20 protein-coding genes and 3 tRNA genes are annotated in these 23,678 nt (G+C 72.3%); 11 read left to right on the top strand and 12 right to left on the bottom strand.

The genetic code is table 11. The features are described from left to right. Positions 1 to 419 precede the first annotated feature (419 nt). The 3 genes from IE140_RS07030 to IE140_RS07020 form a co-directional block, all read right to left on the bottom strand. A tRNA-Ile gene (locus IE140_RS07030) sits at positions 420 to 493 on the bottom strand. A 235-nt stretch (positions 494 to 728) separates the two neighbouring features. After that, positions 729 to 801 (bottom strand) — tRNA-Asn (locus IE140_RS07025). 5 nt (positions 802 to 806) lie between these two features. Further along, positions 807 to 879 (bottom strand) — tRNA-Asn (locus IE140_RS07020). A gap of 182 nt (positions 880 to 1,061) precedes the next feature. Between IE140_RS07020 and IE140_RS07015 the strand changes: the two genes are divergently transcribed. The 4 genes from IE140_RS07015 to IE140_RS07000 all read left to right on the top strand — a co-directional run bounded on the left by IE140_RS07015 (position 1,062) and on the right by IE140_RS07000 (position 6,845). Next, complete coding sequence (locus IE140_RS07015; RefSeq protein ID WP_030577619.1) at positions 1,062 to 1,367, top strand: YtxH domain-containing protein; 306 nt, start codon at positions 1,062 to 1,064, stop codon at positions 1,365 to 1,367. Positions 1,368 to 1,426: 59 nt separating this feature from the next. Further along, positions 1,427 to 2,878: an FGGY family carbohydrate kinase gene (locus IE140_RS07010; protein ID WP_109178425.1), complete on the top strand. Its 1,452-nt coding sequence runs from the start codon at positions 1,427 to 1,429 to the stop codon at positions 2,876 to 2,878. 305 nt (positions 2,879 to 3,183) lie between these two features. Further along, positions 3,184 to 4,917: an ABC transporter ATP-binding protein gene (locus IE140_RS07005; protein WP_032776007.1), complete on the top strand. Its 1,734-nt coding sequence runs from the start codon at positions 3,184 to 3,186 to the stop codon at positions 4,915 to 4,917. After that, a complete protein-coding gene (locus IE140_RS07000) occupies positions 4,917 to 6,845 on the top strand; it encodes an ABC transporter ATP-binding protein (RefSeq protein ID WP_150196549.1) in 1,929 nt (642 codons plus the stop codon). Before IE140_RS07005 ends, IE140_RS07000 begins: the two co-directional genes overlap by 1 nt. A 15-nt stretch (positions 6,846 to 6,860) precedes the next feature. Here IE140_RS07000 and IE140_RS06995 read toward each other — a convergent pair whose 3' ends face one another. The 5 genes from IE140_RS06995 to IE140_RS06975 form a co-directional block, all read right to left on the bottom strand. Next, positions 6,861 to 7,952: an RNA polymerase sigma factor gene (locus IE140_RS06995; RefSeq protein ID WP_150196550.1), complete on the bottom strand. Its 1,092-nt coding sequence runs from the start codon at positions 7,950 to 7,952 to the stop codon at positions 6,861 to 6,863. Positions 7,953 to 8,158: 206 nt separating this feature from the next. After that, positions 8,159 to 10,090 carry a DNA primase gene (dnaG, locus tag IE140_RS06990; protein ID WP_093441855.1) on the bottom strand — a complete coding sequence of 644 codons (1,932 nt, stop codon included), beginning with the start codon at positions 10,088 to 10,090 and terminating at the stop codon, positions 8,159 to 8,161. 94 nt (positions 10,091 to 10,184) lie between these two features. Then, the gene (locus IE140_RS06985; protein ID WP_150196551.1) at positions 10,185 to 11,444 is read right to left on the bottom strand and encodes an NAD(P)/FAD-dependent oxidoreductase; all 1,260 of its coding nucleotides are present in this window, start codon (positions 11,442 to 11,444) and stop codon (positions 10,185 to 10,187) included. A gap of 145 nt (positions 11,445 to 11,589) precedes the next feature. Continuing rightward, complete coding sequence (locus IE140_RS06980; RefSeq protein ID WP_150196552.1) at positions 11,590 to 12,948, bottom strand: deoxyguanosinetriphosphate triphosphohydrolase; 1,359 nt, start codon at positions 12,946 to 12,948, stop codon at positions 11,590 to 11,592. A gap of 52 nt (positions 12,949 to 13,000) precedes the next feature. After that, a complete protein-coding gene (locus IE140_RS06975) occupies positions 13,001 to 13,921 on the bottom strand; it encodes a sirohydrochlorin chelatase (RefSeq protein ID WP_150196553.1) in 921 nt (306 codons plus the stop codon). 237 nt (positions 13,922 to 14,158) lie between these two features. On the opposite strand from IE140_RS06975, the gene IE140_RS06970 reads away from it, so the two are divergent. Further along, entirely contained in the window at positions 14,159 to 14,896 is a 738-nt protein-coding gene (locus IE140_RS06970; protein WP_229826721.1) for a SanA/YdcF family protein, read from the top strand. Positions 14,897 to 14,966: 70 nt separating this feature from the next. Here IE140_RS06970 and IE140_RS06965 read toward each other — a convergent pair whose 3' ends face one another. From IE140_RS06965 to IE140_RS06955, 3 genes are all read right to left on the bottom strand, one after another. Beyond that, positions 14,967 to 15,434 carry a gamma-glutamylcyclotransferase family protein gene (locus tag IE140_RS06965; RefSeq protein WP_150193516.1) on the bottom strand — a complete coding sequence of 156 codons (468 nt, stop codon included), beginning with the start codon at positions 15,432 to 15,434 and terminating at the stop codon, positions 14,967 to 14,969. Between the two features lie 11 nt (positions 15,435 to 15,445). Continuing rightward, positions 15,446 to 15,787 (bottom strand): divalent-cation tolerance protein CutA, encoded by a 342-nt coding sequence (cutA, locus tag IE140_RS06960; RefSeq protein ID WP_109178431.1) that lies wholly within the window; start codon positions 15,785 to 15,787, stop codon positions 15,446 to 15,448. A gap of 85 nt (positions 15,788 to 15,872) precedes the next feature. After that, entirely contained in the window at positions 15,873 to 16,499 is a 627-nt protein-coding gene (locus IE140_RS06955; protein ID WP_150193515.1) for an NADPH-dependent FMN reductase, read from the bottom strand. A gap of 73 nt (positions 16,500 to 16,572) precedes the next feature. On the opposite strand from IE140_RS06955, the gene IE140_RS06950 reads away from it, so the two are divergent. The 4 genes from IE140_RS06950 to IE140_RS06935 all read left to right on the top strand — a co-directional run bounded on the left by IE140_RS06950 (position 16,573) and on the right by IE140_RS06935 (position 19,619). Further along, complete coding sequence (locus IE140_RS06950; RefSeq protein ID WP_150193514.1) at positions 16,573 to 17,376, top strand: aminotransferase class IV family protein; 804 nt, start codon at positions 16,573 to 16,575, stop codon at positions 17,374 to 17,376. Positions 17,377 to 17,422: 46 nt separating this feature from the next. Then, positions 17,423 to 17,884: a DUF5990 family protein gene (locus IE140_RS06945; protein ID WP_032775995.1), complete on the top strand. Its 462-nt coding sequence runs from the start codon at positions 17,423 to 17,425 to the stop codon at positions 17,882 to 17,884. Positions 17,885 to 18,268: 384 nt separating this feature from the next. Continuing rightward, positions 18,269 to 18,814 (top strand): GVDTG sorting domain-containing protein, encoded by a 546-nt coding sequence (locus IE140_RS06940; protein WP_032761984.1) that lies wholly within the window; start codon positions 18,269 to 18,271, stop codon positions 18,812 to 18,814. A gap of 172 nt (positions 18,815 to 18,986) precedes the next feature. Continuing rightward, entirely contained in the window at positions 18,987 to 19,619 is a 633-nt protein-coding gene (locus IE140_RS06935; protein ID WP_093441837.1) for a class F sortase, read from the top strand. Positions 19,620 to 19,637: 18 nt separating this feature from the next. On the opposite strand, the gene IE140_RS06930 is transcribed toward IE140_RS06935, so the two are convergent. Then, positions 19,638 to 20,429 carry a TSUP family transporter gene (locus tag IE140_RS06930; protein WP_150197339.1) on the bottom strand — a complete coding sequence of 264 codons (792 nt, stop codon included), beginning with the start codon at positions 20,427 to 20,429 and terminating at the stop codon, positions 19,638 to 19,640. A gap of 167 nt (positions 20,430 to 20,596) precedes the next feature. Between IE140_RS06930 and nirB the strand changes: the two genes are divergently transcribed. Both nirB and nirD read left to right on the top strand, forming a co-directional pair. Beyond that, positions 20,597 to 23,221 carry a nitrite reductase large subunit NirB gene (gene nirB / locus IE140_RS06925; protein WP_150197341.1) on the top strand — a complete coding sequence of 875 codons (2,625 nt, stop codon included), beginning with the start codon at positions 20,597 to 20,599 and terminating at the stop codon, positions 23,219 to 23,221. After that, positions 23,221 to 23,580, top strand: a complete 360-nt coding sequence (gene nirD / locus IE140_RS06920; RefSeq protein WP_150197343.1) for a nitrite reductase small subunit NirD — start codon at positions 23,221 to 23,223, stop codon at positions 23,578 to 23,580. The genes nirB and nirD overlap by 1 nt, the downstream gene beginning before the upstream one ends. Positions 23,581 to 23,678 lie beyond the last annotated feature (98 nt).

The raw sequence follows: 23,678 nt of genomic DNA, 5'->3' as shown, positions 1-23,678 counted from the left end.
CAGGACATCGACCGCCTGAGGCCCGGAGTCCGATGCGGACAAGGGCTCGAGCCAACCGCGGCCGTTCCGCCTAGGCCCCTGCCGCCCCGGAGATGTCGCAATCCTCGGACCCGACTCCACTGCCTCCGCCGGGTAGAGACCGGTCGGCCACCAGAGCCGCCGCCGGCGTGACAGGCCGACCTCGCCGAGGCCGCAGCCCGTACCTCGCTCCCAGGACACCGTACTGAGAGGCCGTGGGAGCGTTCACAACCACCCCACAGACACGACGCCGGAAAAGACCCAGGTCACAGCCACGTAAGGTCTGTCCCGCCTGGCCCGGAGTCACGTTCGCTGCACCTCTGTGCAGCGAACGCTGCACGCGAAACTCCCCCAAAAACGCGTTTACCCAGGCCAGAACGATTCTGCCTGGGGACGCTCGGTGGGGCGGGTGGGACTCGAACCCACGGCCGACGGATTATGAGTCCGCTGCTCTAACCGGCTGAGCTACCGCCCCGTTTCGGCGTGGCGCGTACAAGTGTGCGCACCGTCTGCCGCAGCATAGCCGGTCATACGATCTCTCGCTTCGGTTGGCCGGCTTCACCTGATCTTGAGGACGTCGCTGCGTGCTGCCCGGTTGCAGGGAAGATCGAGGAGACCCGAAAGAGTCACTCCGAGGGCCCGGCCGAGGCCCCGGAGGGCGGTGGGGCGTGCACGCGAAAGAGGACCCCGAAGGGTCCTCTCCCGTTCCGCTCCCCCGACTGGACTCGAACCAGTAACCCTCCGGTTAACAGCCGAATGCTCTGCCAATTGAGCTACAGGGGATCGCGCTCCCCCGACTGGACTCGAACCAGTAACCTGCCGGTTAACAGCCGGCTGCTCTGCCAATTGAGCTACAGGGGATTGCTGCGTTGCTTCGAAATCGTACCTGCCTGGCGGCTGCCGGGCGGCGCGCGTTCGCTGCGACACATACATTAGCGCAAGCAGGGGGGTGCTCCGCCAATCGGTATCGCCCGGGGTGATCTCGGGTGCTCGCGGGTAGGCGGGCTGCACACGTCGCACCAAGCGTAGGAAGGGTGGCAGCCATGCGGTACCGGCTCACGTTCATCGCCGGAGTGGCCCTCGGTTACGTGCTCGGCACGCGAGCCGGGCGCGAGCGTTACGAGCAGTTGAAGAAGTCGGCCCAGCGGTTCGCGGAGAACCCCGCCGTGCGCAACGCCGCCGAAAGCGCCGCCCACAGCGGGCGGGACATCGCCGGCAAGGCGTACCACTCGGTCAGCGACAAGGTCGGGGACAAGGTCCCCGCGTCGGTCGCGGAGCGGGTCCGGTCACTGCGGGACCGCAGCAGCCAGAACGGGTTCGAGGACGACTGGGGGACGACCAACACCTGAGGGGCCCGTGGGGCGCCGGTGAGTTCCGGGATGGTCCCGCGGTGCGGCAGAATCTTCCTATGGGCATAGTCGCGGGGCTGGACAGTTCTTCCGCCTTCACTCACATCGTCGTCTGCGACACGGATTCGGGCGCCGTGCTCCGGGAGGGGTACGCCGCCCATCCGGTCGAGGCGAAGGCCGCCGAGGTCGATCCGCAGGCCTGGCTGCTCTCGCTCGGTGAGGCGGCCTCCGGCGGGCTGCTCGAAGGTGTGCAGGCCATCGGGGTCTCCGCGCAGCAGCACGGCCTCGTCCCCCTGGACCAGCAGGGCAATCTCGTACGCCCGGCCCTGCTCGGCAACGACCGGCGGGCGCAGGTCGCCGCAGCCGATCTCGTCGACGGGCTGGGCGGGCGGCAGGCCTGGGCCGAAGCCGTCGGGGCCGTGCCGAGCGCCGCGCAGCCGGTGGCGAAGCTGCGCTGGCTGGCGCGGACCGAGCCGGAGAACGCCCAGCGGGTGGCCGCCGTGCTCCAGCCGCACGACTGGCTCGTGTGGCAGTTGCTGGGCCGGCCCGCCCGGCGGACCACGGACCGGGGCGCCGCCTCGGGCACCGGGTACTGGTCGGCCGGGTCCGCCTCCTACCGGCCCGACCTCGTCGAGCTGGCCCTCGGGCACTCCGCCGCGCTGCCCGAGGTGCTCGGGCCTGCCGACTCCGCGGGGATGACCCCGGAGGGGCTGCTGATCTCCGCGGGCACCGGCGAGACCATGGCCGCCGCCTTCGGGCTCGGGGTCGCCGTGGGCGACGCGGTGGTGTCGCTGGGGGCCTCCGGGTCCGTGATGGCGGTGCACCACGAGGCGCTCGCCGATCCGAGCGGGATGATCACCTCGTTCGCCGACGCCACCGGCATGCATCTTCCGGTGGTGCACCTCTCCAATGCCGTGCGGGCGCTGCGCGGCACCGCCGAGATGCTGGGTCTCGACGGGCTGGAGGAGCTGTCCGCGCTCGCTCTGAAGTCGACGCCCGGGGCTTCCGGGCTCGTCCTGCTGCCGTATCTGGAGGGCGAGCGCACTCCTCAGCTTCCGCACACCGCCGGCACCCTCTGCGGGCTCCGTCGTGAGTCGATGAAGCCGGAGCACCTGGCGCGCGCCTCGTTCGAGGGCATGCTGTGCTCGCTCGCCGACGCCCTGGACGTGCTGCGCGGGCGGGGTGTGGAGGTGCGGCGGGTGTTCCTGCTGGGCGCCGCCGCCGAGCTCCCGGCCGTGCAGGCGCTGGCTCCGGCGCTGTTCGGTACGCAGGTCGTGGTGCCGCAGCCCGCCCAGTACGCGGCGATCGGCGCGGCCCGGCAGGCGGCGTGGGCGCTCGGGGTCTCGCAGGGCGCCCTCGACCCGCGCACTCCCCCGCCCTGGCAGGGCGCGGCCGCCCAGGTGCTGGAGCCGGGCGACGAGCTGGCGGTGGGCGGTGCGGTGCGGCAGCAGTACGCGGCGACCCGGGATCAGATCCACCCCGGGGCCTTCGGCGGCCAGCACCCCGCGTAGGGGCCGATTCTCACTGCGCGGGCGCGCGCCCGACGCCCTCCCGCGCCCCGCGTGGGCCCGGGCACCGGAGGACCCCCGCGCCCCGCGTGAGCCCGATCGCCGGAGGACCCCGCGCCCCGCGTGGGCCCGAGCGCCGGAGGACCCCGCGCCTCGCGCAGGCCCTCGCGCGCGTGCGTCCGGACCTGGCGTGCAAGCCCCCCGCGCTCCAGGTTTGACCCGGGCTTGAGGAAAACGGTTCGCCCCTGGAGTACGGCGTACGCGAAACTGGTTCGGCCTCTGCCTGCCGCCGATTCCGAGAGACGCGCGTGCTCATAAAACTCCTGCGGGCCCATCTGGGCCCGTACAAGAAACCCATCGTGCTGCTGGTTCTCCTCCAGCTGCTCCAGACCTGCGCCACCCTGTATCTGCCCAGCCTGAACGCCGACATCATTGACAACGGTGTCGTGACGGGTGACACCGGTTACATCCTGGAGTTCGGCGGTCTCATGATCGCCGTCAGCGTTCTCCAGGTTCTGTGCAATGTGGGGGCCGTGTACTACGGGGCCCGCACCGCCTCCGCCCTCGGGCGTGATGTGCGGGCCGCCGTCTTCGACCGGGTGCAGTCCTTCTCGGCCCGGGAGCTGGGGCGCTTCGGGGCGCCCTCGCTGATCACCCGGACCACCAACGACGTCCAGCAGGTCCAGATGCTGGTGCTGCTGGCGTTCACGCTGATGGTGTCGGCCCCGATCATGTGCGTCGGCGGGATCATCATGGCGCTCGGCCTGGATGTGCCGCTCTCCGCCGTGCTGCTGGCGGTCGTGCCGGTGCTCGGTGTCTCGGTCGGGCTCATCGTGCGGAAGATGGGGCCGCTGTTCCGCACCATGCAGGAGCGGCTGGACGGGGTGAACCGGGTGCTGCGCGAGCAGATCACCGGCAACCGGGTGATCCGTGCGTTCGTCCGGGACGGGTACGAGGAGAAGCGCTTCCGGGGTGCGAACACCGAGCTGACCGATGTGTCGGTGGCGACCGGGCGGCTGATGGCGCTGATGTTCCCGACCGTGATGACGGTGGTGAACCTGTCGTCGATCGCGGTGGTGTGGTTCGGCGCACACCGCATCGACAGCGGCGGGATGCAGATCGGTGCGCTGACCGCGTTCCTCGCCTATCTCATGCAGATCGTGATGGCCGTGATGATGGCCACCTTCATGTTCATGATGGTGCCGCGCGCCGAGGTCTGCGCCGAGCGCATCGAGGAGGTCCTCGGGACCGAGTCGAGTGTCGTGCCGCCCGTCGCCCCCGTCACCGAGCTGCGGCGGCACGGGCATCTGGAGGTGCGGGGCGCGGAGTTCCGGTACCCGGGTGCGGAGGAGCCGGTGCTGCGGAACGTCGATCTGGTGGCCCGGCCGGGTGAGACCACCGCGGTCATCGGGTCGACGGGCAGCGGGAAGTCCACGCTGCTCGGGCTCGTACCCCGGCTGTTCGACGTGACGGACGGCGAGGTGCTGGTCGACGGCGAGGACGTGCGGACGCTGGATCCGGCGCTGCTGGCGAGGACGGTGTCGCTGGTGCCGCAGAAGCCGTACCTCTTCTCGGGGACGGTGGCGACGAATCTGCGGTACGGGAACCCGGACGCGAGCGACGAGGAGCTGTGGCACGCGTTGGAGGTGGCGCAGGCCAAGGAGTTCGTGGAGGCGCTGGAGCACGGGCTCGACGCGCCGATCGCGCAGGGCGGCACCAATGTGTCCGGCGGGCAGCGGCAGCGGCTCGCGATCGCGCGGACGCTGGTGCAGCGGCCGGAGATCTATCTGTTCGACGACTCGTTCTCGGCGCTGGACTACGCGACCGACGCGGCGCTGCGGGCGGCGCTCGGCCGGGAGACGGCCGGGGCGACCGTGGTGATCGTGGCGCAGCGGGTGTCCACCATCCGTGACGCGGACCGGATCCTGGTGCTGGACGAGGGCCGGCTCGTGGGCACCGGCACCCATCACGAGCTGATGGACGGCAATGAAACGTACCGGGAGATCGTGCTCTCCCAGCTGACGGAAGCGGAGGCCGCGTAATGGCCGGTCCGGGCGGACGGATGATGGCCGGGGGCGCGCCCACCGACCGGTCGATGGATTTCAAGGGGTCGAGCAAACGGCTGCTGAAGCGGTTCGGCCGGGAGAAGGCCTCGCTGTGGCTGATGCTGGGCGCGGTGGCGGTGAGCGTCGCGCTGTCGGTGGCCGGGCCGAAGATCCTGGGCAAGGCGACCGACCTGGTCTTCGCCGGGGTCGTCGGGCGGGAGATGGCCGGGGGCACGACGAAGGCGCAGGCGATCGAGGGGCTGCGGGAGGACGGCCGGGGGTCGATGGCCGACATGCTGTCGGGTGTGGACTTCACGCCGGGTGAGGGCATCGACTTCGGCGCGGTGGGGAACGTCCTGCTGCTGGCCCTGGTGGTCTACGTCGGGGCCGGGCTGCTGATGCTGGTGGCGACGCGGGTGTCGATCCGGGTGATCAACCGGATCGTGTTCCAGCTGCGCGAGGACCTCCAGACGAAGCTGGCGCGGCTGCCGCTGTCGTACTTCGACCGGGCCAAGCGCGGTGAGGTGCTGAGCCGGGCGACGAACGACATCGACAACATCTCGCAGACGCTCCAGCAGACGATGGGCCAGCTCATCAACTCGCTGCTGACGATCGTCGGCGTGCTGATCGTGATGTTCTGGATCTCGCCGCTGCTGGCGCTGGTCGCGCTGGTGACGGTCCCGCTGTCGGTGGTCGTGGCGACGCAGGTCGGCAAGCGGTCGCAGCCGCAGTTCGTGCGGCAGTGGCAGGTGACGGGGAAGCTCAACGCCCATATCGAGGAGATGTACACCGGGCACACCCTGGTGAAGGTGTTCGGCCGGCAGGAGGAGTCCGCGCGGGACTTCGCCGAGCAGAACGACGCCCTCTACGAGGCGGGCTTCAAGGCCCAGTTCGCCAGCGGGATCATGCAGCCGCTGATGTTCTTCATCTCGAACATCAACTATGTGCTGGTCGCGGTGGTCGGCGGGCTGCGGGTCGCCTCGGGCGCGCTGTCGATCGGTGACGTCCAGGCGTTCATCCAGTACTCGCGGCAGTTCTCGATGCCGCTGACGCAGGTCGCCTCGATGGCCAACCTCATCCAGTCCGGTATCGCCTCGGCGGAGCGGGTCTTCGAGCTGCTGGACGCCGAGGAGCAGAAGCCTGACCCGGAGCGCGGGGAGCGTCCGGAGCAACCGGTCGGCCGGGTCTCGCTGGAGAAGGTGTCCTTCCGGTACGAGCCGGAGAAGCCGCTGATCGAGGACCTGTCGCTGAGTGTGGAGCCGGGGCAGACCGTCGCGATCGTCGGTCCGACGGGGGCGGGCAAGACGACGCTGGTCAATCTGCTGATGCGGTTCTACGAGGTGACGGGCGGGCGGATCGCGCTCGACGGGGTCGACGTGGCGAAGATGTCCCGGGACGATCTGCGGTCGTCCATAGGCATGGTGCTTCAGGACACCTGGCTGTTCGGCGGGACGATCGCGGAGAACATCGCGTACGGCGCTTCGCGTGAGGTCACCCGGGAGGAGATCGAGGAGGCGGCCCGGGCGGCGCATGCGGACCGGTTCATCCGGACGCTGCCCGACGGGTACGACTCGGTGATCGACGACGAGGGCACCGGGGTCAGCGCGGGCGAGAAGCAGCTGATCACCATCGCGCGGGCGTTCCTGTCCGACCCGGTGATCCTGGTCCTCGACGAGGCGACCAGCTCGGTGGACACCCGGACCGAGGTGCTGATCCAGAAGGCGATGGCGCGCCTGGCCCACGGGCGTACGTCGTTCGTGATCGCGCACCGGCTCTCCACGATCCGGGACGCGGACGTGATCCTGGTGATGGAGAGCGGGTCGATCGTCGAACAGGGCACGCACGAGGAGCTGTTGGCGGCCGGTGGGGCCTATGCCCGGTTGTACGCCGCCCAGTTCGCGGAGGCGCTGGCCGAGGTGGACTGATTCCGCCGGCAGGGATCAGTCGAGGTAGCCGCGGAGTTGGTCGGCGAAGGCGTGGTCCCGCAGCCTGCTGAGGGTCTTGGACTCGATCTGGCGGATGCGTTCGCGTGTCACGCCGAAGATCCGTCCTATCTCCTCCAGGGTGCGGGGCCGCCCGTCGTCCAGGCCGTAGCGCAGTTCGACGACCTTGCGTTCGCGCTCGCCGAGGGTGGAGAGGACGGCCTCCAGGTGCTGGCGCAGCAGCAGGAACGCGGCGGACTCGACGGGCGACGCGGCGTCGCCGTCCTCGATGAGGTCGCCGAAGGAGACGTCGTCCTCCTCGCCGACGGGGGCGTGCAGGGAGACCGGTTCCTGGGCGAGGCGGAGGACTTCGGTGACCCGCTCGGGCGTCAGGTCCAGCTCGACGGCGATGTCCTCGGCGGTCGGCTCGACGCCGCGCTCCTGGAGGAGGCGGCGCTGGACGCGGACCACGCGGTTGATCAGCTCCACGACGTGGACGGGGACGCGGATGGTGCGGGCCTGGTCGGCCAGGGCGCGGGACATGGCCTGGCGGATCCACCAGGTGGCGTACGTGGAGAACTTGTAGCCCCGGGCGTAGTCGAACTTCTCCACCGCCCGGATCAGGCCGAGGTTGCCCTCCTGGACGAGGTCGAGCATGGTCAGCCCGCGGCCCACGTACCGCTTGGCGACGGAGACGACGAGGCGGAGGTTGGCCTCGATGAGGCGGCGTTTGGCGGTGCGGCCCATCACCACCAGCCGGTCGAGGTCGACGGCGAGGCGGGAGTCGAGGTCCGGGGTGCCGGCGAGGCGTTCCTCGGCGAAGAGTCCGGCTTCGACGCGGCGGGCGAGCTCGACCTCCTCCGCTGCGGTGAGCAGGGGGATGCGGCCGATCTCGCGCAGATACTGCCGGAACAGGTCGGAGGTGGGGCCGCCGGAGTCCGCCCGGTTCCTGGGGTCCGGCGGTTCGGGGAGGTGCGTCGCTTCCACCATGACTGCCTCGGGTGCGTGTCCGGGCGGGCCGGCTGCGGTCTCCGGGTGGTGCAGGGCCCTGTTCTGCGCGGGGATGGCCGCCATGGGCACGGTCGTGGTCGTCACGGTCCGGGTCTGCACGGGGGCGACCTCCAGGTGATCGCTGCCGGATGACGGGGTGGAGGCCTGTCCGGACCCGGGTGTTCCCCTGCGGACCGGCGTGCTCCGATGACTCAGACATTCCCCAGTGTGGGGTACGACACACGGCTGTCACGAGGGGCGTGCGGGGACTTTCTGATTCCGGTCCGTCACCGGGCGGTTACCGGCCCGGTGGACCGGCGGGCGGATCAGAGGGCGGCTGCGCCGTGGGCGCGCAGGGTCTGGGCGTACTGCTGGAGGACCCAGACCTCGTTCTGCGCGGCGGCCAGGTCCTGCGGGGCGACGTGGTTGCCGAGGCGGGCGAGGCTGCTCTGTACGTCGGCGATGCGGCGGTCCACCGCGCGGAGCCGGACGTGGACGAGGTGCATGCCCGCGTAGGTCTCGTCGATGGTGCGGCCGTGGAAGACCTCGACGGCCAGCTCGGTGACGAGGTTGCGGACGGTGTTGTCGGGGGCGGCGTCCAGGACCGCGCCCAGATACGCCCGGTCGTCGGCGATGCCCTGCTCGGCGCCGCCCGCCTCCTCGATGCAGCGGCGCACGGCGGCGTAGGGCGGGGCGGTGAACTCGTCCACGCCGTACGCGTCGAAGGCCGGGGAGACCAGGGCGGGCTTCTGGAGGGCGAGCTTGAGCAGTTCGCGCTCGGTGCGGTGGGCGGGGCTGCGGAGGTTGAGTGCGGGGCCGGAGAAGGCGGGGGCCGGTGCGGGGGCGGTCTGCTGCGGGGCGCCGCCGCGCGGGCCCCGGCCCTGGGGTCCGCCCCGGCCGCCGCGGTCCCCCTGGTCGCCGCCCTTGTCGCGGGCCCAGCGGGCGAGCTGGGCGACGCGGTGGACGACGAACTCCTGGTCGAGGATGCCGACGAGCCCGGCGAGCTGGACGGCGACCTCGCGCTGCACGCTGCTCGTCTTGATCTTGGCGACGACGGCGGCGGCCTCGTCGAGGGCGGCGGCGCGGCCGGCCGGGGTCTCCAGGTCGTAGCGGCCGACGATCTGGCGCAGCGCGAACTCGAAGAGCGGGGTGCGCGGCTCGACCAGGTCGCGCACGGCGTCGTCGCCCTTGACGAGCCGCAGGTCGCAGGGGTCCATGCCGTCGGGGGCGATGGCGATGTAGGTCTCGGCGGCGAACTTCTGGTCGTCCTCGAAGGCGCGCAGGGCGGCCTTCTGGCCGGCCGAGTCGCCGTCGAAGGTGAAGATCACGCGGGCGCTGCCGTTGTCCATGAGGAGGCGGCGCAGGATCTTGATGTGGTCGTTGCCGAAGGCGGTGCCGCAGGTGGCGATGGCGGTGGTGACCCCGGCGAGGTGGCAGGCCATGACGTCGGTGTAGCCCTCGACGACGACGGCGCGGCTGGCCTTGGCGATGTCCTTCTTCGCCAGGTCGATGCCGTACAGCACCTGGGACTTCTTGTAGACGGGGGTCTCGGGGGTGTTCAGGTACTTCGGGCCGTTGTCGTCGTCGCGGAGTTTGCGGGCGCCGAAGCCGACGATGTCGCCCGCGGTGTCGCTGATCGGCCACATGAGCCGGCCGCGGAAGCGGTCGATGGGTCCGCGACGGCCGTCCTGGGAGAGGCCGGAGGTGATCAGCTCCTTGTCGCTGAAGCCCTTGCCGCGGAGATAGCGGGTGAGGTGGTCCCAGCCGGCCGGGCTGTAGCCGACCCGGAAGTGGGTGGCGGCCTCCTGGTCGAAGCCGCGCTCGGCGAGGAACTTCCGGCCGATCTCGGCCTCGGGGCTCTCCAGCGCGCGGACGTAGAACTCGGCGGCGGCCTGGTGGGCCTCGATCAGCCGGATGCGTTCGCCGCGCTGGTGGGAGGGGTTGTAGCCGCCCTCCTCGTACCGCAGGGTGATGCCCGCCTTGGCGGCGAGGCGCTCGACCGTCTCCGAGAAGGAGAGGTGGTCGATCTTCATCACGAAGGCGATCGTGTCGCCGCCCTCCTGGCAGCCGAAGCAGTGGAACAGGCCCTTGGAGGGGCTGACCTGGAAGGAGGGGGACTTCTCGTCGTGGAAGGGGCAGAGGCCTTTGAGGTTTCCGCCGCCCGCGTTGCGCAGCTGGAGGTACTCGGACACGACGGCGTCGATCGGGACCGCGTCCCGCACCGCCTTCACGTCGTCGTCGTTGATCCTGCCAGCCACGTGTGAAGTCTACGGGTGGGCTCGGACAGCCGGGCGCGCGGCGGGCTTCGGAGCGGGGTGCGGGCCCTGGCCGCCCGCACCCCGGCGTCACGTCTCAGAGCAGGGAGCCCAGCGGGACCGACGGGTCGGCGAGGGCCTCCGCGTCGTGCTGCCGGCGGGCCCGGATCAGCTCCTGGATCGTCTCGGTGACATCCCACACGTTGACGTTCATCCCGGCGAGGATCCGGCGGTCCTTCAGCCAGAACGCGATGAACTCCCGCTTTCCGGCGTCGCCCCGGATGATCACCTCGTCGTAGGAGCCGGGCGGGGCCCAGCCGGAGTATTCGAGGCCCAGGTCGTACTGGTCGGAGAAGAAGTACGGGATCCGGTCGTACGTCACGTCCTGGCCGAGCATGGCGCGGGCGGCGGCCGGTCCGCCGTTCAGGGCGTTGGCCCAGTGCTCGACGCGCAGCCGGGTGCCGAGCAGCGGGTGGTGGGCCGCGGCGACGTCACCGGCGGCGTAGATGTGCGGGTCGGAGGTGCGCAGCGAGGCGTCCACCGCGATACCGCCGCCGTGGGCGCGCTCGGCCATCTCCAGTCCGGCGGCCTCGGCGAGGGCGGAGCGCGGGGCGGCGCCGATCGCGGCGAGGACGTCGTGCGCGGGGTGCTCCTCGCCGTCGTCGGTGCGGGCGGTGAGGACCATGCCGTCCTGGCCGGTGATCTCGGTGAGGCGGGCGCCGAAGTGGAAGCGGACGCCGTGCGAGCTGTGCAGTTCGGTGAAGATCTGGCCCAGCTCGGGGCCGATGACCTGGTGCAGCGGGGTGGGCTCGGCCTCGACGACGGTCACCTCGGCGCCGTAGCCGCGGGCGGCGGCGGCGACCTCCAGGCCGATCCAGCCGGCTCCGGCGATGACCAGGTGGCCGTTGTCGCGGCCGAGGGCGGCGAGCACGTTGCGCAGCCGGTCGGCGTGGGCGAGGCGGCGCAGATGGTGGACGCCGGCCAGGTCGGTGCCGGGGATGTCGAGCCGGCGCGGCTCGGAGCCGGTGGCCAGCAGCAGCTTGTCGTAGTGGATGACGGTGTTGTCGCCGAGCTGCACGGTCTTCGCGTACCGGTCGAGCGCGGTGACCGGCTGGCCGAGGTGCAGTTCGATGTCGGCGCCCGCGTACCAGGGGCGTTCGTGGGTGAAGACGCTGTCCCGGTCGGCCTTGCCGTCCAGGTATCCCTTGGAGAGCGGCGGGCGTTCGTAGGGGTGGTCGCGCTCGTCGCCGATGAGGATCACCCGGCCGGTGAACCCTTCGGCGCGCAGCGTCTCGGCCGCCTTCGCCCCTGCGAGTCCCGCTCCGACGATGACGAACGTCTGGTGTGCGTCGACCACGTGATGCCTCCTCAGTGCTGTGCTGCGCGGCGCCCCCACAGCTGCGAGCGTCCCGCACGCAGCGTGATGGCGAAAGAGGGTGTGCCCCGGACAGGTCACACCCGGTGGTCAGAAGTCCGGCCCCTTCCGGGTCCCAGTCTGCCGGTCAGCCGCGACGGGCGGTGAGTGCGGCGTGCAGGGATCGTGCGGAGGCGTCGGTGAGGGCGGCGATCTGGTCGATCAGGACCCGCTTGCGCGCGTGGTCGTCGGGGGCCTGGTCGAACAGGGCGCGGAAGTGCGGCTCCAGCCCCTCGGGGGCGCGGGCGGTGAGGGCGGCGGCCAGCTCGGCGATGACGATGCGCTGGTCGGCGCGGAGGGTCTCCTGCTCGGCGCGCTGCATCACGTAACGGTCGGCGACCGCCTTGAGGACGGCGCACTCGTTGCGGACGGTGCGCGGGACGACCAGCTCCGCGCCGTACCGCCCGAGGCGGCCGGGGCCGTACACCGCGCGGGTGGCGGTCTCGGCCTCGGTGCAGAAGCGGCCGATGAGCTGGCTGGTGGCGTCCTTCAGGCGGGCCTGGGCCACGGCGGAGCCGTCGTAGCCGTGCGGCCACCAGTCCTGGTCGATCAGCCGGTCCAGGGCCTCGGCCAGCTCCTGCGGATCGGTGCCGGCGGGGACGTAGCGGCCGATGGCGACCGCCCAGATCTCGTCGCGCTCCGGTTCGGCGTAGAGGCAGTTGGGGTCGATGTGCCCGGCGTGCAGCCCGTCCTCGAAGTCGTGCACGCTGTACGCCACGTCGTCGGACCAGTCCATGACCTGCGCCTCGAAGCAGGTGCGGTCCTCGGGGGCGCCCTCGCGGGCCCAGGCGAAGACCGGGAGGTCGTCGGCGTACACCCCGAACTTCACCGAGTGCGGGTCGGTGGGGTGCGCGCCGCGCGGCCAGGGGTACTTGGTGGCGGCGTCCAGCGCGGCGCGGGTGAGGTTGAGGCCGACGCTGACCAGGTCGCCGGTGCGCGGGTCGTGGACGAAGCGCTTGGGCTCCAGGCGGGTCAGCAGGCGCAGCGACTGGGCGTTGCCCTCGAAGCCGCCGCAGTCGGAGGCGAAGTCGTTGAGCGCCTGTTCGCCGTTGTGGCCGAACGGCGGGTGGCCCATGTCGTGCGAGAGGCACGCCGTCTCGACCAGGTCGGGGTCGCAGCCGAGGACGGCCCCCAGCTCGCGGCCGACCTGGGCGCACTCCAGGGAGTGGGTGAGCCGGGTGCGGGGGCTGGCGTCCCACTGGTGGGAGCGGGTGCCGGGGGTGACGACCTGGGTCTTCCCGGCGAGCCGGCGCAGGGCGGCGGAGTGCAGGACCCGGGCGCGGTCGCGCTGGAAGGCGGTGCGGCCGGGCCGCTTGTCCTCCTCGGTGTCGAAGCGCTCGGTGTCGGCCGGGCCGTAGGGGCTCGCCTCCGTACCGCTCTGTGCGCTTCGTGCGCCGTGCGTGCCGTGTGCCGGTTCTGCCCCGTGTGCGCCCTGTGTGCCGTCCATGGTCCTGACAGTAGCGACCGGGACGGACAACGGGCGTGAGCGGACCGGGATGTCAGGCGGAAGCGAGCAAGCTCACGGCGTCGGCGGGGGCGATCTCCGCTCGTGCCTGGTCGTAGCGGTGCAGGACGAGGCGGGCCATCGCCGGGTGGGCGCCGAGCGGGGCGGCGGCCCGGTGCGGTACGGCGTCGGCGCAGGCGCTCGCGAAACGGCCGGGGGCGGTGAAGTACGAGGCGACGAAGGCCCGGTGGCGTCCCCGGGCGGCCAGCGCGCGCAGGGCGGCCGGGACGGTGGGGGTGGTGGCGGAGGCGTACGCGGGCACGACGGGCACGCCGAGGCGCTCCGCGAGCAGGAGGGCGGTGCGCCGGGTGTCCTGGGCGGAGTCGGGGTCGCGGGACCCGGCGGCGGCGAGGACGACGGCGGCGTGGCGGCCACCGTGGTCGGCGGCGTCCCAGCCGGCCTCCACGATGCGCCCGTACAGCGCCTCGACGAGCAGGGGGTGCGGGCCGAGGGGCGCGGCGATCCGGGTCCGTACGCCGGGGGCGGCGGCGGTCGCGGCGGGCAGATCGCGCTTGACGTGGTGGCCGCGCCCCAGGAGCAGCGGTACGAGGACGGCTTCGGCCCCGCGCAGGCCGTCCAGGGTGTCCGGGAGCAGCGGTGCGTTGAGCTCGATGTGGCCGAGCCGGACGTCGAGGCCGGGCCGTAGCTCGCGGACCCGGTCCAGGAGGGCCAGCACGGTGCGCAGGGCCTGCGGGTCGCGGCTGCCGTGCGCCACGGCGACCAGGGCCGGGGCGGGCGTGCCGCTGTCCGTTGCGGGGCGGTCGGGGTGCCGGGTGCGGTGCATGGGTCTGCGGGTTCCGTTCCGGGAGACGAGGCTGAGCTGTGCGCCGAGCTGGTCGGTGATGCGGGCGAGGAGGTGCGCGGTGCTGTCGGTCAGCGGGGATTGCTGGGGCTGTTCCGGGGCCGGCTCCGTCATGGACCGATGGTGCCGGGCGGAGGTTGCCGGGCCGTTGCGTGAGGGTCACCAGTGTTTTCCGCCGCCTCACGGCGGGGGTGGGGGCGGTGTGCGGGGCTCCGGAGGGGCGGTGTGCGGCCGGTGTCGGATGCCACAACCGGGGCGGCGGGCGAACCTTTGCGGTGCCCCGGTCGTCAGGTGGGGTGGGGGCGGTTGCGCGTACGGCGCGGGGAGGAGCGGGGACGAGTGGGGGTTGCGGTGCGTGGGAAGAGCGGGGAGAGACGGAAGCGGCTCGGGTGGCGGCTGAAGGAGGTCCGGTGGCCGGCCCGGCTGCGGCTGCCGCGTACCCGGCGGGGGCAACGGCGTCTGGTGCAGGGGCTGATGGTCGCCTGTGTGCTGGCGCTCGTGCCCGCGACCTGGATGCGGCTGGAGGCGGGTGACCGGGTGGGGACGGCGGCCGACGCACCGGTGCGGGAGGTCGCCGTGGTGTTCGGGGCCGGGCTGTGGAACGGCCGGCCGACCCCGTATCTCGCGCACCGGCTGGACGCGGCGGCCGAGCTGTACCGCACCGGGAAGGTCAAGGTCGTCCTCGTCACCGGGGACAACAGCCGGGTGGAGTACGACGAGCCGGACGCGATGCGCACGTATCTCACCGGGCGCGGGGTGCCCGACGAGAGGATCGTGAGCGACTACGCCGGATTCGACTCCTGGGACTCCTGCGTCCGGGCCAAGAAGATCTTCGGCGTCGACCGGGCGGTGCTGGTGAGCCAGGGCTTCCACATCCACCGGGCGGTCACGCTGTGCCGGTCGGCCGGGATCGACGCGTACGGCGTCGGGGTCGACGAACCACGGGATTCCGTCTGGTACTACGGCGGCGTCCGGGAGCTGGCCGCCTCGGGCAAGGCGGCCCTGGACGCCCTGCTCCGGCCCGACCCGCGCTTCCTGGGGCCCGAGGAGCCGGGCGTGGCGGAGGCGCTGGCGGCCGGGGCGGGCTGACGGGCCCGCCCGGAGCGCGGCACCGGCCGTGCTCCGGGCGGGTGAACCCCGGGGCAGGCCCCGGGCACCCTCAGGAGCCGCCCGGGGTGCGTCCGGTGGTCCACCGCCCCCCGGGGATGAGGACGCCGCCGGTCCGCAGCGATCGGGTGACGGCGGTGGCGGCGAGGTAGACCCAGGCCCGTACGGAGCCCCCGTCCGGGCCCGGCAGTTCCACCTCGCGGACGACGCGTTCGTACAGGTTGCGCGGGTGGCCGGGGCCGAGGAACTCCTCCAGGTGGTCCAGCAGCCCGAGCAGTTCCCCGTAGATCCCGGGCGCGGCGACGAGCAGGGTGCCGTGGACGCGGCCGTGGCCCTCGATGGCGTACGGGTAGCCGGGGCCTTCGTAGAGCAGGGCCCGGGGCAGCACGGCCGGGCGCTCCCCCGTCGTACGGCCCCGGAGGAACAGGTCGTGGTTGGGTTCGCCCGGCAGGAGCGTCCCGTACACGAAGAAGGGCAGTTCGGCGTCGGAGGGGCCGCCGCCCGGGGCGGGAGTGGTCATGGCCGCCGCCGTCACAGGGCTGCCGGGGGCGCCGTCTCCGCCGTCACCCAGCCGAGGTAGCGGGCGCTGCCCCGGATGATCGGCAGGGCGATGATCTCCGGCGTGTCGTAGTCGTGTTCCCGCTGGATGTGTTCCTCCAGTTCGTCGTAACGCTCCGCCGCCGTCTTGAAGAGCACCTGCCATTCCTCGGTCGTCTCGATGGCGTTCTGCCAGCGGTAGACGGAGGTGACGGGGGCGGAGATCTGCGCGCAGGCCGCCAGCCTGGCCTCCACCGCCGACTGGGCCAGGGCGTGGGCCTTGGCCTCGCTGTCGGTCGTGGTCAGGACGGTCAGCCATGCCGGCGGCGCTGTCATCGTCGGTCTCCTCGGGATGCGGAATGCGGACTACGGCGGGTGCTCTGCGTGTGGGCCTTCGATGCGATTGTCGGCCCCCTGGGCGTCAGGCGCCGTACGGACGGGCGTTTCTGGCGTCGCGCAGGGCGGTGCCCCACCACACCACCTGGTCCAGCATGACCTTCGCGGCCGCGTCGGCGGGGCCCGGGTCCCGGTGGCGCCCTTCGTCGTCGAAGAGGGCGCCCGCGTTGTGGAAGGACACGGTGTCGCGGACGGTGACGGTGTGCAGCTCGGCGAAGACCTGCCGGAGCTGTTCGACGGCGCGCAGCCCGCCGGAGATGCCGCCGTACGACACGAAGGCGACGGGTTTGGCCTGCCATTCGGCGTTGTGCCAGTCGATGAGGGTCTTCAGCGGTGCGGGGAACGAGTGGTTGTACTCGGGGGTGAGGACGACGAAGGCGTCGGCCGCCGCGAGCCGTTCGGAGACCGCCGCGAGCCGCGCCGCCTCCTCCGGTCCGGGGCTGAAGGTGATCCGGGGGGGCAGGTCGGCCTCGGCGACGTCGATCAGGTCGGTCTCGATGCCGGGGTGTCCGGCCGCGCGGGCCAGGAACCAGTCGGCGATGACGGGGCCGAACCGGCCGTCGCGGTTGCTGCCGAGGATGACGGCGACCTTGAGGGGGGCGGCGGGCTGTGTGGATGCGGTGGGCTGCGTGGATGCGGCTGTGGTGTCCATGGGGTCGACCTTTCAGCCTCAACCGTGGTTGAGGTCAAGCCCCGTCCCGGCGTGCGCCGTCTACGGTGGCCGCATGACGACGCAGCCGCCCGCGCCCCACATCGAGTTCGACGGCCGTCCGGCCACCGAGGAGACCCTGCGGATCCCCGTCCTGTACGGCTTCGGTCACTTCACCGCACTCCAGGTGCGGGACGGCCGGGCGCGGGGCCTGGGTCTGCACCTCGCGCGGCTGGACGCCGCGAACCGGGAGCTGTTCGGCCTGCCGCTGGACGGTGAGCGGGTGCGGGAGCTGATCCGGCACGCCCTCGACGGGGCGGGGCGGCGGGACGCCTCGGTGCGGGTGAACGCCTATCAGCCGCCCGGGGCGACGCGTACGACCCTGATGGTGACGGTCCGGGAGCCCGCCGTCATGCCGTCCGGGGCGCGGAGCCTGATGTCGGTGCCGTACGCGCGCACCGCCCCGCACATCAAGCGGCCCGGCGAGTTCGGGCAGACGTACTACGGGGTGCTGGCGGAGCGGGCGGGGTTCGACGACGCGCTGCTGACCGCGCCGGGCGGCGTGGTGACCGAGGGGGCGGTGACCAACATCGGTTTCCGGGACGGAGACTCGGTGGTGTGGCCCGACGCCCCGGCGCTGACCGGCATCACGATGGCCCTGCTGGAACAGGGCCTGGAGCGGGCCGGACGGCCGTCGGTCCGCCGTCCGGTGACGCTGGCCGGGCCGGACGGGGTGGGCCGCTTCTCCGCCGCCTTCGTCTGCAACTCGCAGGGCATCGCACCGGTGCGGCGGATCGACGACACCGTGTTCGCGGTGGACGAGGAGCTGATGAAGGACCTGGGCGCGGTGTACGACAGCGCTCCGGAGGACGCCTTGTAACGACCGGCGGGAGCCGCCGTGCCCGGTCGTGCCGGACCATGGGGGCATGCAGATCCATATCGAGGCCTCGGCCCTCCCCGGCCGCGCCTGCGGCCCGGACAGCGACTTTCCCGGCTACGAGAACATCCATGTCGGCGTCCAGCGCAAGGACCGGCCGGGCGAGCTGCTCGGCCTGCACCCCGGGGACGCCCCCTCCGCGTCCTGGGTGCTCGACTGCACGGCCACCGTGACGGAGGACGGGGTCGAGGTGTCGGGGCCGTACGTCCAGAACCGGCTGGGCGGACGGTTCGTCTATCTGTCGTGGGGCACGGTGGACGACGCCGGGGTCTTCACCATGTTCCGGCGCGCGAAGCTGATGTTCAGCGACATCGATCCGGACGTGCTCGCCGCCGCCGCGCGCTCCGGGCGTCTCACCGGGCGGCTCGGGCTCACCGACGCCAAGGGGCAGCCGCTGTGCGCCCGGGTGCGTCCGCCGCAGATCGTCTGGAGCGCCACGGGCGGGGCGTGATCCCGGGGGGACGGCCGGCCGGAGGCGGATCCGACACCGCCCCCACCGGTCCCGGGGGGGGTGGACCGGTGGGGGCGGGTGCCGTGGGGGGCGGGGATCCGTCCCGTGGGGGGTGTCTTGCGTGTGCCCGGGGACCACGAGGCCATACATGTGACCTGCGTCACATTCGAAATGCGCGCCTCACCCGATCGGCACCGGGCACGACAGCACGGACCGAACGGCCCAGCCGCACCGCCGCGACCTGCGGTGATCCATTCCGGCAAGGGTGCCGCGCCGGTCCGTACGAGTGAAAGCTGATCCCGCGTCAGAAGGCGTGACGGGCCGCTCCCCCGTTGGCTCGGGGGCAGGACACACCCGCTCGCGCCGTCTGCCCGGAGGATCCCCATGCGCAGTCCCGCCCGCCTCGTGACCGGCACCGTCGGTGCCGCGTTCACCGTCATCGCGTTCGGTCTCACCGCCGCCGCTCCGTCCGCGTACGCGGGTGACTTCGGCCGCCTGGAGATCACCCCGGCGACCGCACCCCCCGGCGCCACCATCACCGTGAACACCACCGCCTGCGGCAAGAAGGGCTCGGGCATCGGCGACGCGAACGAGCTGGACGCCGGGGACTTCGAGATGCGCCCCGGCACCCACAAGGAGGTCCTGGTCGGCCAGTTCACCGTGCCGCACGACACCCGACCCGGCGTCTACGAGATCGTCGTCTCCTGCGACAACGGCAAGGACGCGGTCGGCGACCTCAAGGTGATCGGCGGCGGCAAGCACGAGAAGCCCATCCACGACCGCCCGTCCGGCCATGTGCGGACCGGGGTCGGCGGCAGCGTCGAGCCGAACTCCACGCAGGTCGCCCTCGGCGTCGGCGTGATCGGCCTGGCCGCCGTCGGCGGACTGTGGCTGCTGCGCCGCCGCACCGAGGGCGCCGAAGGAAGCTGATCCGAGGGCGCCCCGAAGCGCCCTCCCGAAGGCGCCGGCCGATCCGCGGGCGCCACGGGAAGACCCTCCGAAGGCGCCACAGGAAGCCGAACCGCCGCTTCCCCTCCGACCGGGCGGGGCGCGTCCCCGAGCGCGTCCCGCCCGCCCCGGACCACCGACCGAGGACGACGCCGTGTCACCGAGCGCGCAGAAGGCCAAGGGCTGGCTGGTGGGCATCGCCGTGCTGTGCGGCATCTGGCTCATCCAGAACGGTCCCGGCGGCCAGCTGATCCCGCCGCAGCCCTCCAGCGCCCAGGCCTTCGCCGCCGGGCCCCAGCTGCAGCCCGGCTCCCCGGTCGCCGAGCCGCTCGACCCCTCCGACCCGGTCCGTATCCGCATCCCCACGATCGAGGTGGACGCGCCGATGACACCGCTGGGGCTGGCCGCCGACGGCAGCCTCGACGTACCGCCGGACGAGGACCGCAACCTCGCGGGCTGGTACGAGGACGGCGTCCCGCCCGGCGCGAAAGGCACCGCGATCGTCGCGGGGCACGTGGACAACGCGGAAGGCCCGTCCGTCTTCTACGCCCTGGGCGCCCTGACCAAGGGGACCCGGGTCGAGGTGGACCGCAGGGACGGGCACACGGCCGTGTTCTCGATCGACGCCATCGAGGTCTACGACAACGACGACTTCCCCGACCAGCGCGTCTACGGCGACGCGCCGCACGCCGCGCTCCGGCTGATCACCTGCGGCGGCGGCTTCTCGAAGGAGACCGGCTACCAGGGCAACGTGGTGGCGTACGCGCACCTCACGGACGTGCGCTGACCGCCCGGCCCGGGACCGCTAGGCGTTCCACTGGTCGAAGCCGAGCTTGGCGACCAGCGAGAACACCACCGTCAGCAGCACCGCCCGGACGAAGCCGCTCCCCCGGCTCAGCGCCATCCTCGCCCCGATCATCCCGCCCGCCAGGTTGAAGAGCGCCATCACGGCGGCGAGCTGCCACAGCACACTGCCCTGGTACGCGAACATCGCGAGCGCCCCCGCGTTGGTGCACACGTTGACGATCTTCGCGGTGGCCGACGCGGTCACCAGGTCGAGGTGGAGCACGGCGGTCAGGGCCAATACCAGGAAGGTGCCGGTGCCCGGCCCGAACAGTCCGTCGTAGAAGCCGATCCCACCGCCGACCAGCACGATCGCCATGATGATCCGGCCCCGGGCCACCGGCCGGTCCGTGCCGTCGCCCGCCGCGGCCGTGCCGAAGGACGGGCGCAGCATCACGAAGGCCGCCACCCCCAGCAGCACGACCATGATCACCGGGCGGAGCACCTCGCTGCTGATCCCGGCGGCGAAGAACGCCCCCGCCATCGACCCGGCGAGCGCCATCAGCCCGATCCGCACCGCAAGACCCACCCGTACCGGAGCTTTGCGCAGGAAGGTCACCGCCGCACCCGAGGTGCCGACGATCGCGACGGCCTTGTTGGTGCCGAGGACATGCGCCGCCGGTACGTGCGGCAGACCGAGCAGCAGCGCCGGCAGGAGCAGCAGTCCGCCACCGCCGACCACCGCGTCGATCCAGCCCGCGGCGGCCGCGGCGAGGCAGAGGAGGATCAGGGTCGTCAGGGATATGTCAGGCACGAGCCGACATTAGACGCCTGTCGCGTCCGCCTCCTCACCCGGTCCCTCACAGGGCCCCCGCCCGGTCGCTGAGCGCAAGGTTCCGCCCGGGAAACAGACGGGATGCGGCCGGGTAACACCTCCCGCCCAGGCTCGGGGCATGAGGACAACCGACGGAGGCCACTGAGATGCCGGAGCCCACCTTCGAGCCGCGCACCACCGCCGCCTCGAACACCACCCCGAACACCCAGGCGCAGACCGCCGTCCCGACGATCGTGGTCGTCGGGCACGGCATGGTCGGCCAGCGGTTCCTGGAGTCCCTTGCCGAGCGCGGGCTGACCCCGGCGGCCGGCGGCGCCCGGGTCGTCGTGCTGTGCGAGGAGCCCCGGCCGGCCTACGACCGGGTGCGGCTCACCTCGTACTTCGCCGGGCAGAGCCCCGAGGACCTCTCGCTGGTGGAGCCGGACTTCATGGCCCGGCACGGCATCGAGCTGTACGTGGGCGACCCGGCCACGGCCGTGGACCGGGCGGGGCGGACGGTGACCGCGCGGTCCGGGGCGGTGTTCCCGTACGACACGCTGGTGCTGGCGACGGGCTCGTACCCCTTCGTGCCGCCGGTGCCGGGGAAGGACGCCCGGGGCTGCTTCGTGTACCGGACGATCGAGGACCTGCTCGCGATCGAGGAGTACGCGAAGGGCGCGGCGACCGGTGCCGTGGTCGGCGGGGGGCTGCTGGGTCTGGAGGCGGCCGGGGCGCTGAAGGGGCTCGGGCTGGCCACCCATGTCGTGGAGTTCGCGCCCCGGCTGATGCCGGTCCAGGTGGACGAGGGCGGGGGCGCGGCGCTGCTGCGGACGATCCAGGACATGGGCCTGACCGTCCACACGGGTGTCGGTACGCAGGAGGTGACCGCGGGCGAGGACGGGGCGGTGACCGGGATGTCCCTCTCCGACGGGTCCTCGCTCGCGGTCGATCTGGTGGTCTTCTCGGCGGGCGTTCGGCCCCGGGACCAGCTGGCCCGGGAGTGCGGCCTCGCGGTCGGGGAGCGTGGCGGGATCGTCGTGGACGAGGAGTGCCGGACGTCGGACCCGGCGGTGTTCGCGATCGGCGAGTGCGCGCTGACCGCCGACGGCCGGGTGTACGGGCTGGTCGCGCCGGGCTACGACATGGCCCGGACGGCGGCCGAGGTGGTCGCGGGCGGGCGGGCCGCGTTCACGGGGGCGGACCTGTCGACGAAGCTGAAGCTGCTCGGGGTGGACGTGGCCTCGTTCGGCGACGCGCACGGCGCGGCCGAGGGCTCACTCGACGTCGTGTACTCCGACGCCCGCGCCGGGGTCTACAAGAAGCTGGTGATGGGTCCGGACGGGACCCTGCTGGGCGGGGTGCTGGTCGGGGACGCGGAGCAGTACGGCACGCTGCGGCCGCTGACGGGCTCGGTGCTGCCCGTCGCCCCGGAGCAGTTGGTGCTGCCGGCCGGGTCCGGCGGCGGCCCGGTGGCGCTCGGCCCCGGCGCGCTGCCCGACGAGGCGGTGATCTGCTCCTGCCACAACGTGACCAAGGGCGCGATCTGCGAGCACACCACGCTGCCCGAGGTGAAGAAGTGCACCAAGGCCGGTACGGGCTGCGGCAGTTGCCTCAAGGTGATCGGGCAGCTGATGCCGCCGCCCGAGGACTCGGGGCTGTGCGGCTGCTTCCCGTACAGCCGCAGCGAGCTGTACGAGATCGTCCGCACCCTGGAGGTCACCTCGTTCGCCGGACTGCTCGACTCGCACGGCCGGGAGGAGGCGCGGGGCGGCGACGGCTGCGAGGTCTGCAAGCCGACGGTCGGCTCGGTCATCGCCTCGCTGGCGCCCACGGTCGGCGCGAGCGGCTATGTGCTGGACGGCGAGCAGGCGGCGCTCCAGGACACCAACGACCACTTCCTCGCCAACCTCCAGCGCAACGGGTCGTATTCGATCGTGCCGCGCATCCCGGGCGGTGAGATCACCCCGGAGAAGCTCATCGTCATCGGTGAGGTGGCCCGCGACTTCGGCCTCTACACGAAGATCACCGGCGGCCAGCGCATCGACCTCTTCGGCGCCCGGGTCGACCAACTGCCGCTGATCTGGGCCCGGCTGGTGGACGCGGGCTTCGAGTCCGGGCACGCGTACGGGAAGTCGCTGCGGACGGTCAAGTCCTGTGTGGGGCAGACCTGGTGCCGCTACGGCGTGCAGGACTCGGTGAGGATGGCGATCGACCTGGAGCTGCGCTACCGGGGCCTGCGCTCCCCGCACAAGCTGAAGTCGGCGGTCTCCGGCTGCGCCCGCGAGTGCGCGGAGGCCCGGGGCAAGGACTTCGGGATCATCGCCACCGCCCAGGGCTGGAATCTTTACGTCGGCGGCAACGGCGGGGCCACCCCGCGCCACGCGGACCTGCTGGCCCAGGACCTCTCCGACGCCGAACTGGTGCGGCTCATCGACCGGTTCCTGATGTTCTACATCCGTACCGCCGACCGTCTTGAGCGCACCTCCGCCTGGCTGGAGCGGATCGACGGCGGCCTGGACCACGTCCGGGACGTGGTCGTCCACGATTCGCTGGGGCTCTGCGAGGAGCTGGAGCGGCTCATGGCCGATCATGTCGCGGGCTACCGCGACGAGTGGGCGGAGACCATCAACGACCCGGAGCGGCTGCGCCGGTTCGTCACCTTCGTCAACGCCCCCGACGCCCCCGACCCCTCGGTGAGGTTCATTCCGGAGAGGGACCAGATCAAGCCGGATCTGGAACTGCTGTCCGGACCCGTCCTCGCCGTCCGCACCCTCGAAGGGACCGCATCCTGATGGCTACCGCGACGATCACGACAGCGCGGGGCACCGGATCCGTCCGGCTCGCCCACGGCACGGACTGGCTGACGGTCTGCGAACGGGGACTGCTGACCCCCGGCCGGGGGGTGGCGGTGCTGCTGCCCGACGGCGACCAGGCGGCCGTCTTCATGGACCGGGCGGGCCAGGTGTACGCGATCGGCAACCGGGACCCGTTCACCGGGGCGTACGTCCTCTCGCGCGGACTGCTCGGCTCGGCGGGCGGGCGGCCGTTCGTGGCCTCACCGCTGCTGAAGCAGCGCTTCGACCTCGCGACGGGTGTTTGCCTGGACGACGAGGAGGTGTCGGTGCCGGTGTTCACCGTACGGGCGGACTGACAGCCGGCCCGCGGGCGGGCTGACAGTCGCGGACCGCGGGCGGAGCGGGGCCTGCGCAGTTCCTCCGCCGCCCATTCACCTTCGCGTGCCGCCCCGTC

It is taken from the genome of Streptomyces parvus (genome assembly GCF_014648875.1).
GTDB classification, from domain to species: domain Bacteria; phylum Actinomycetota; class Actinomycetes; order Streptomycetales; family Streptomycetaceae; genus Streptomyces; species Streptomyces parvus.
The sequence above is the reverse complement of the archived record's forward strand: the minus strand, read 5'-3'. Positions and strand labels throughout refer to the sequence as shown.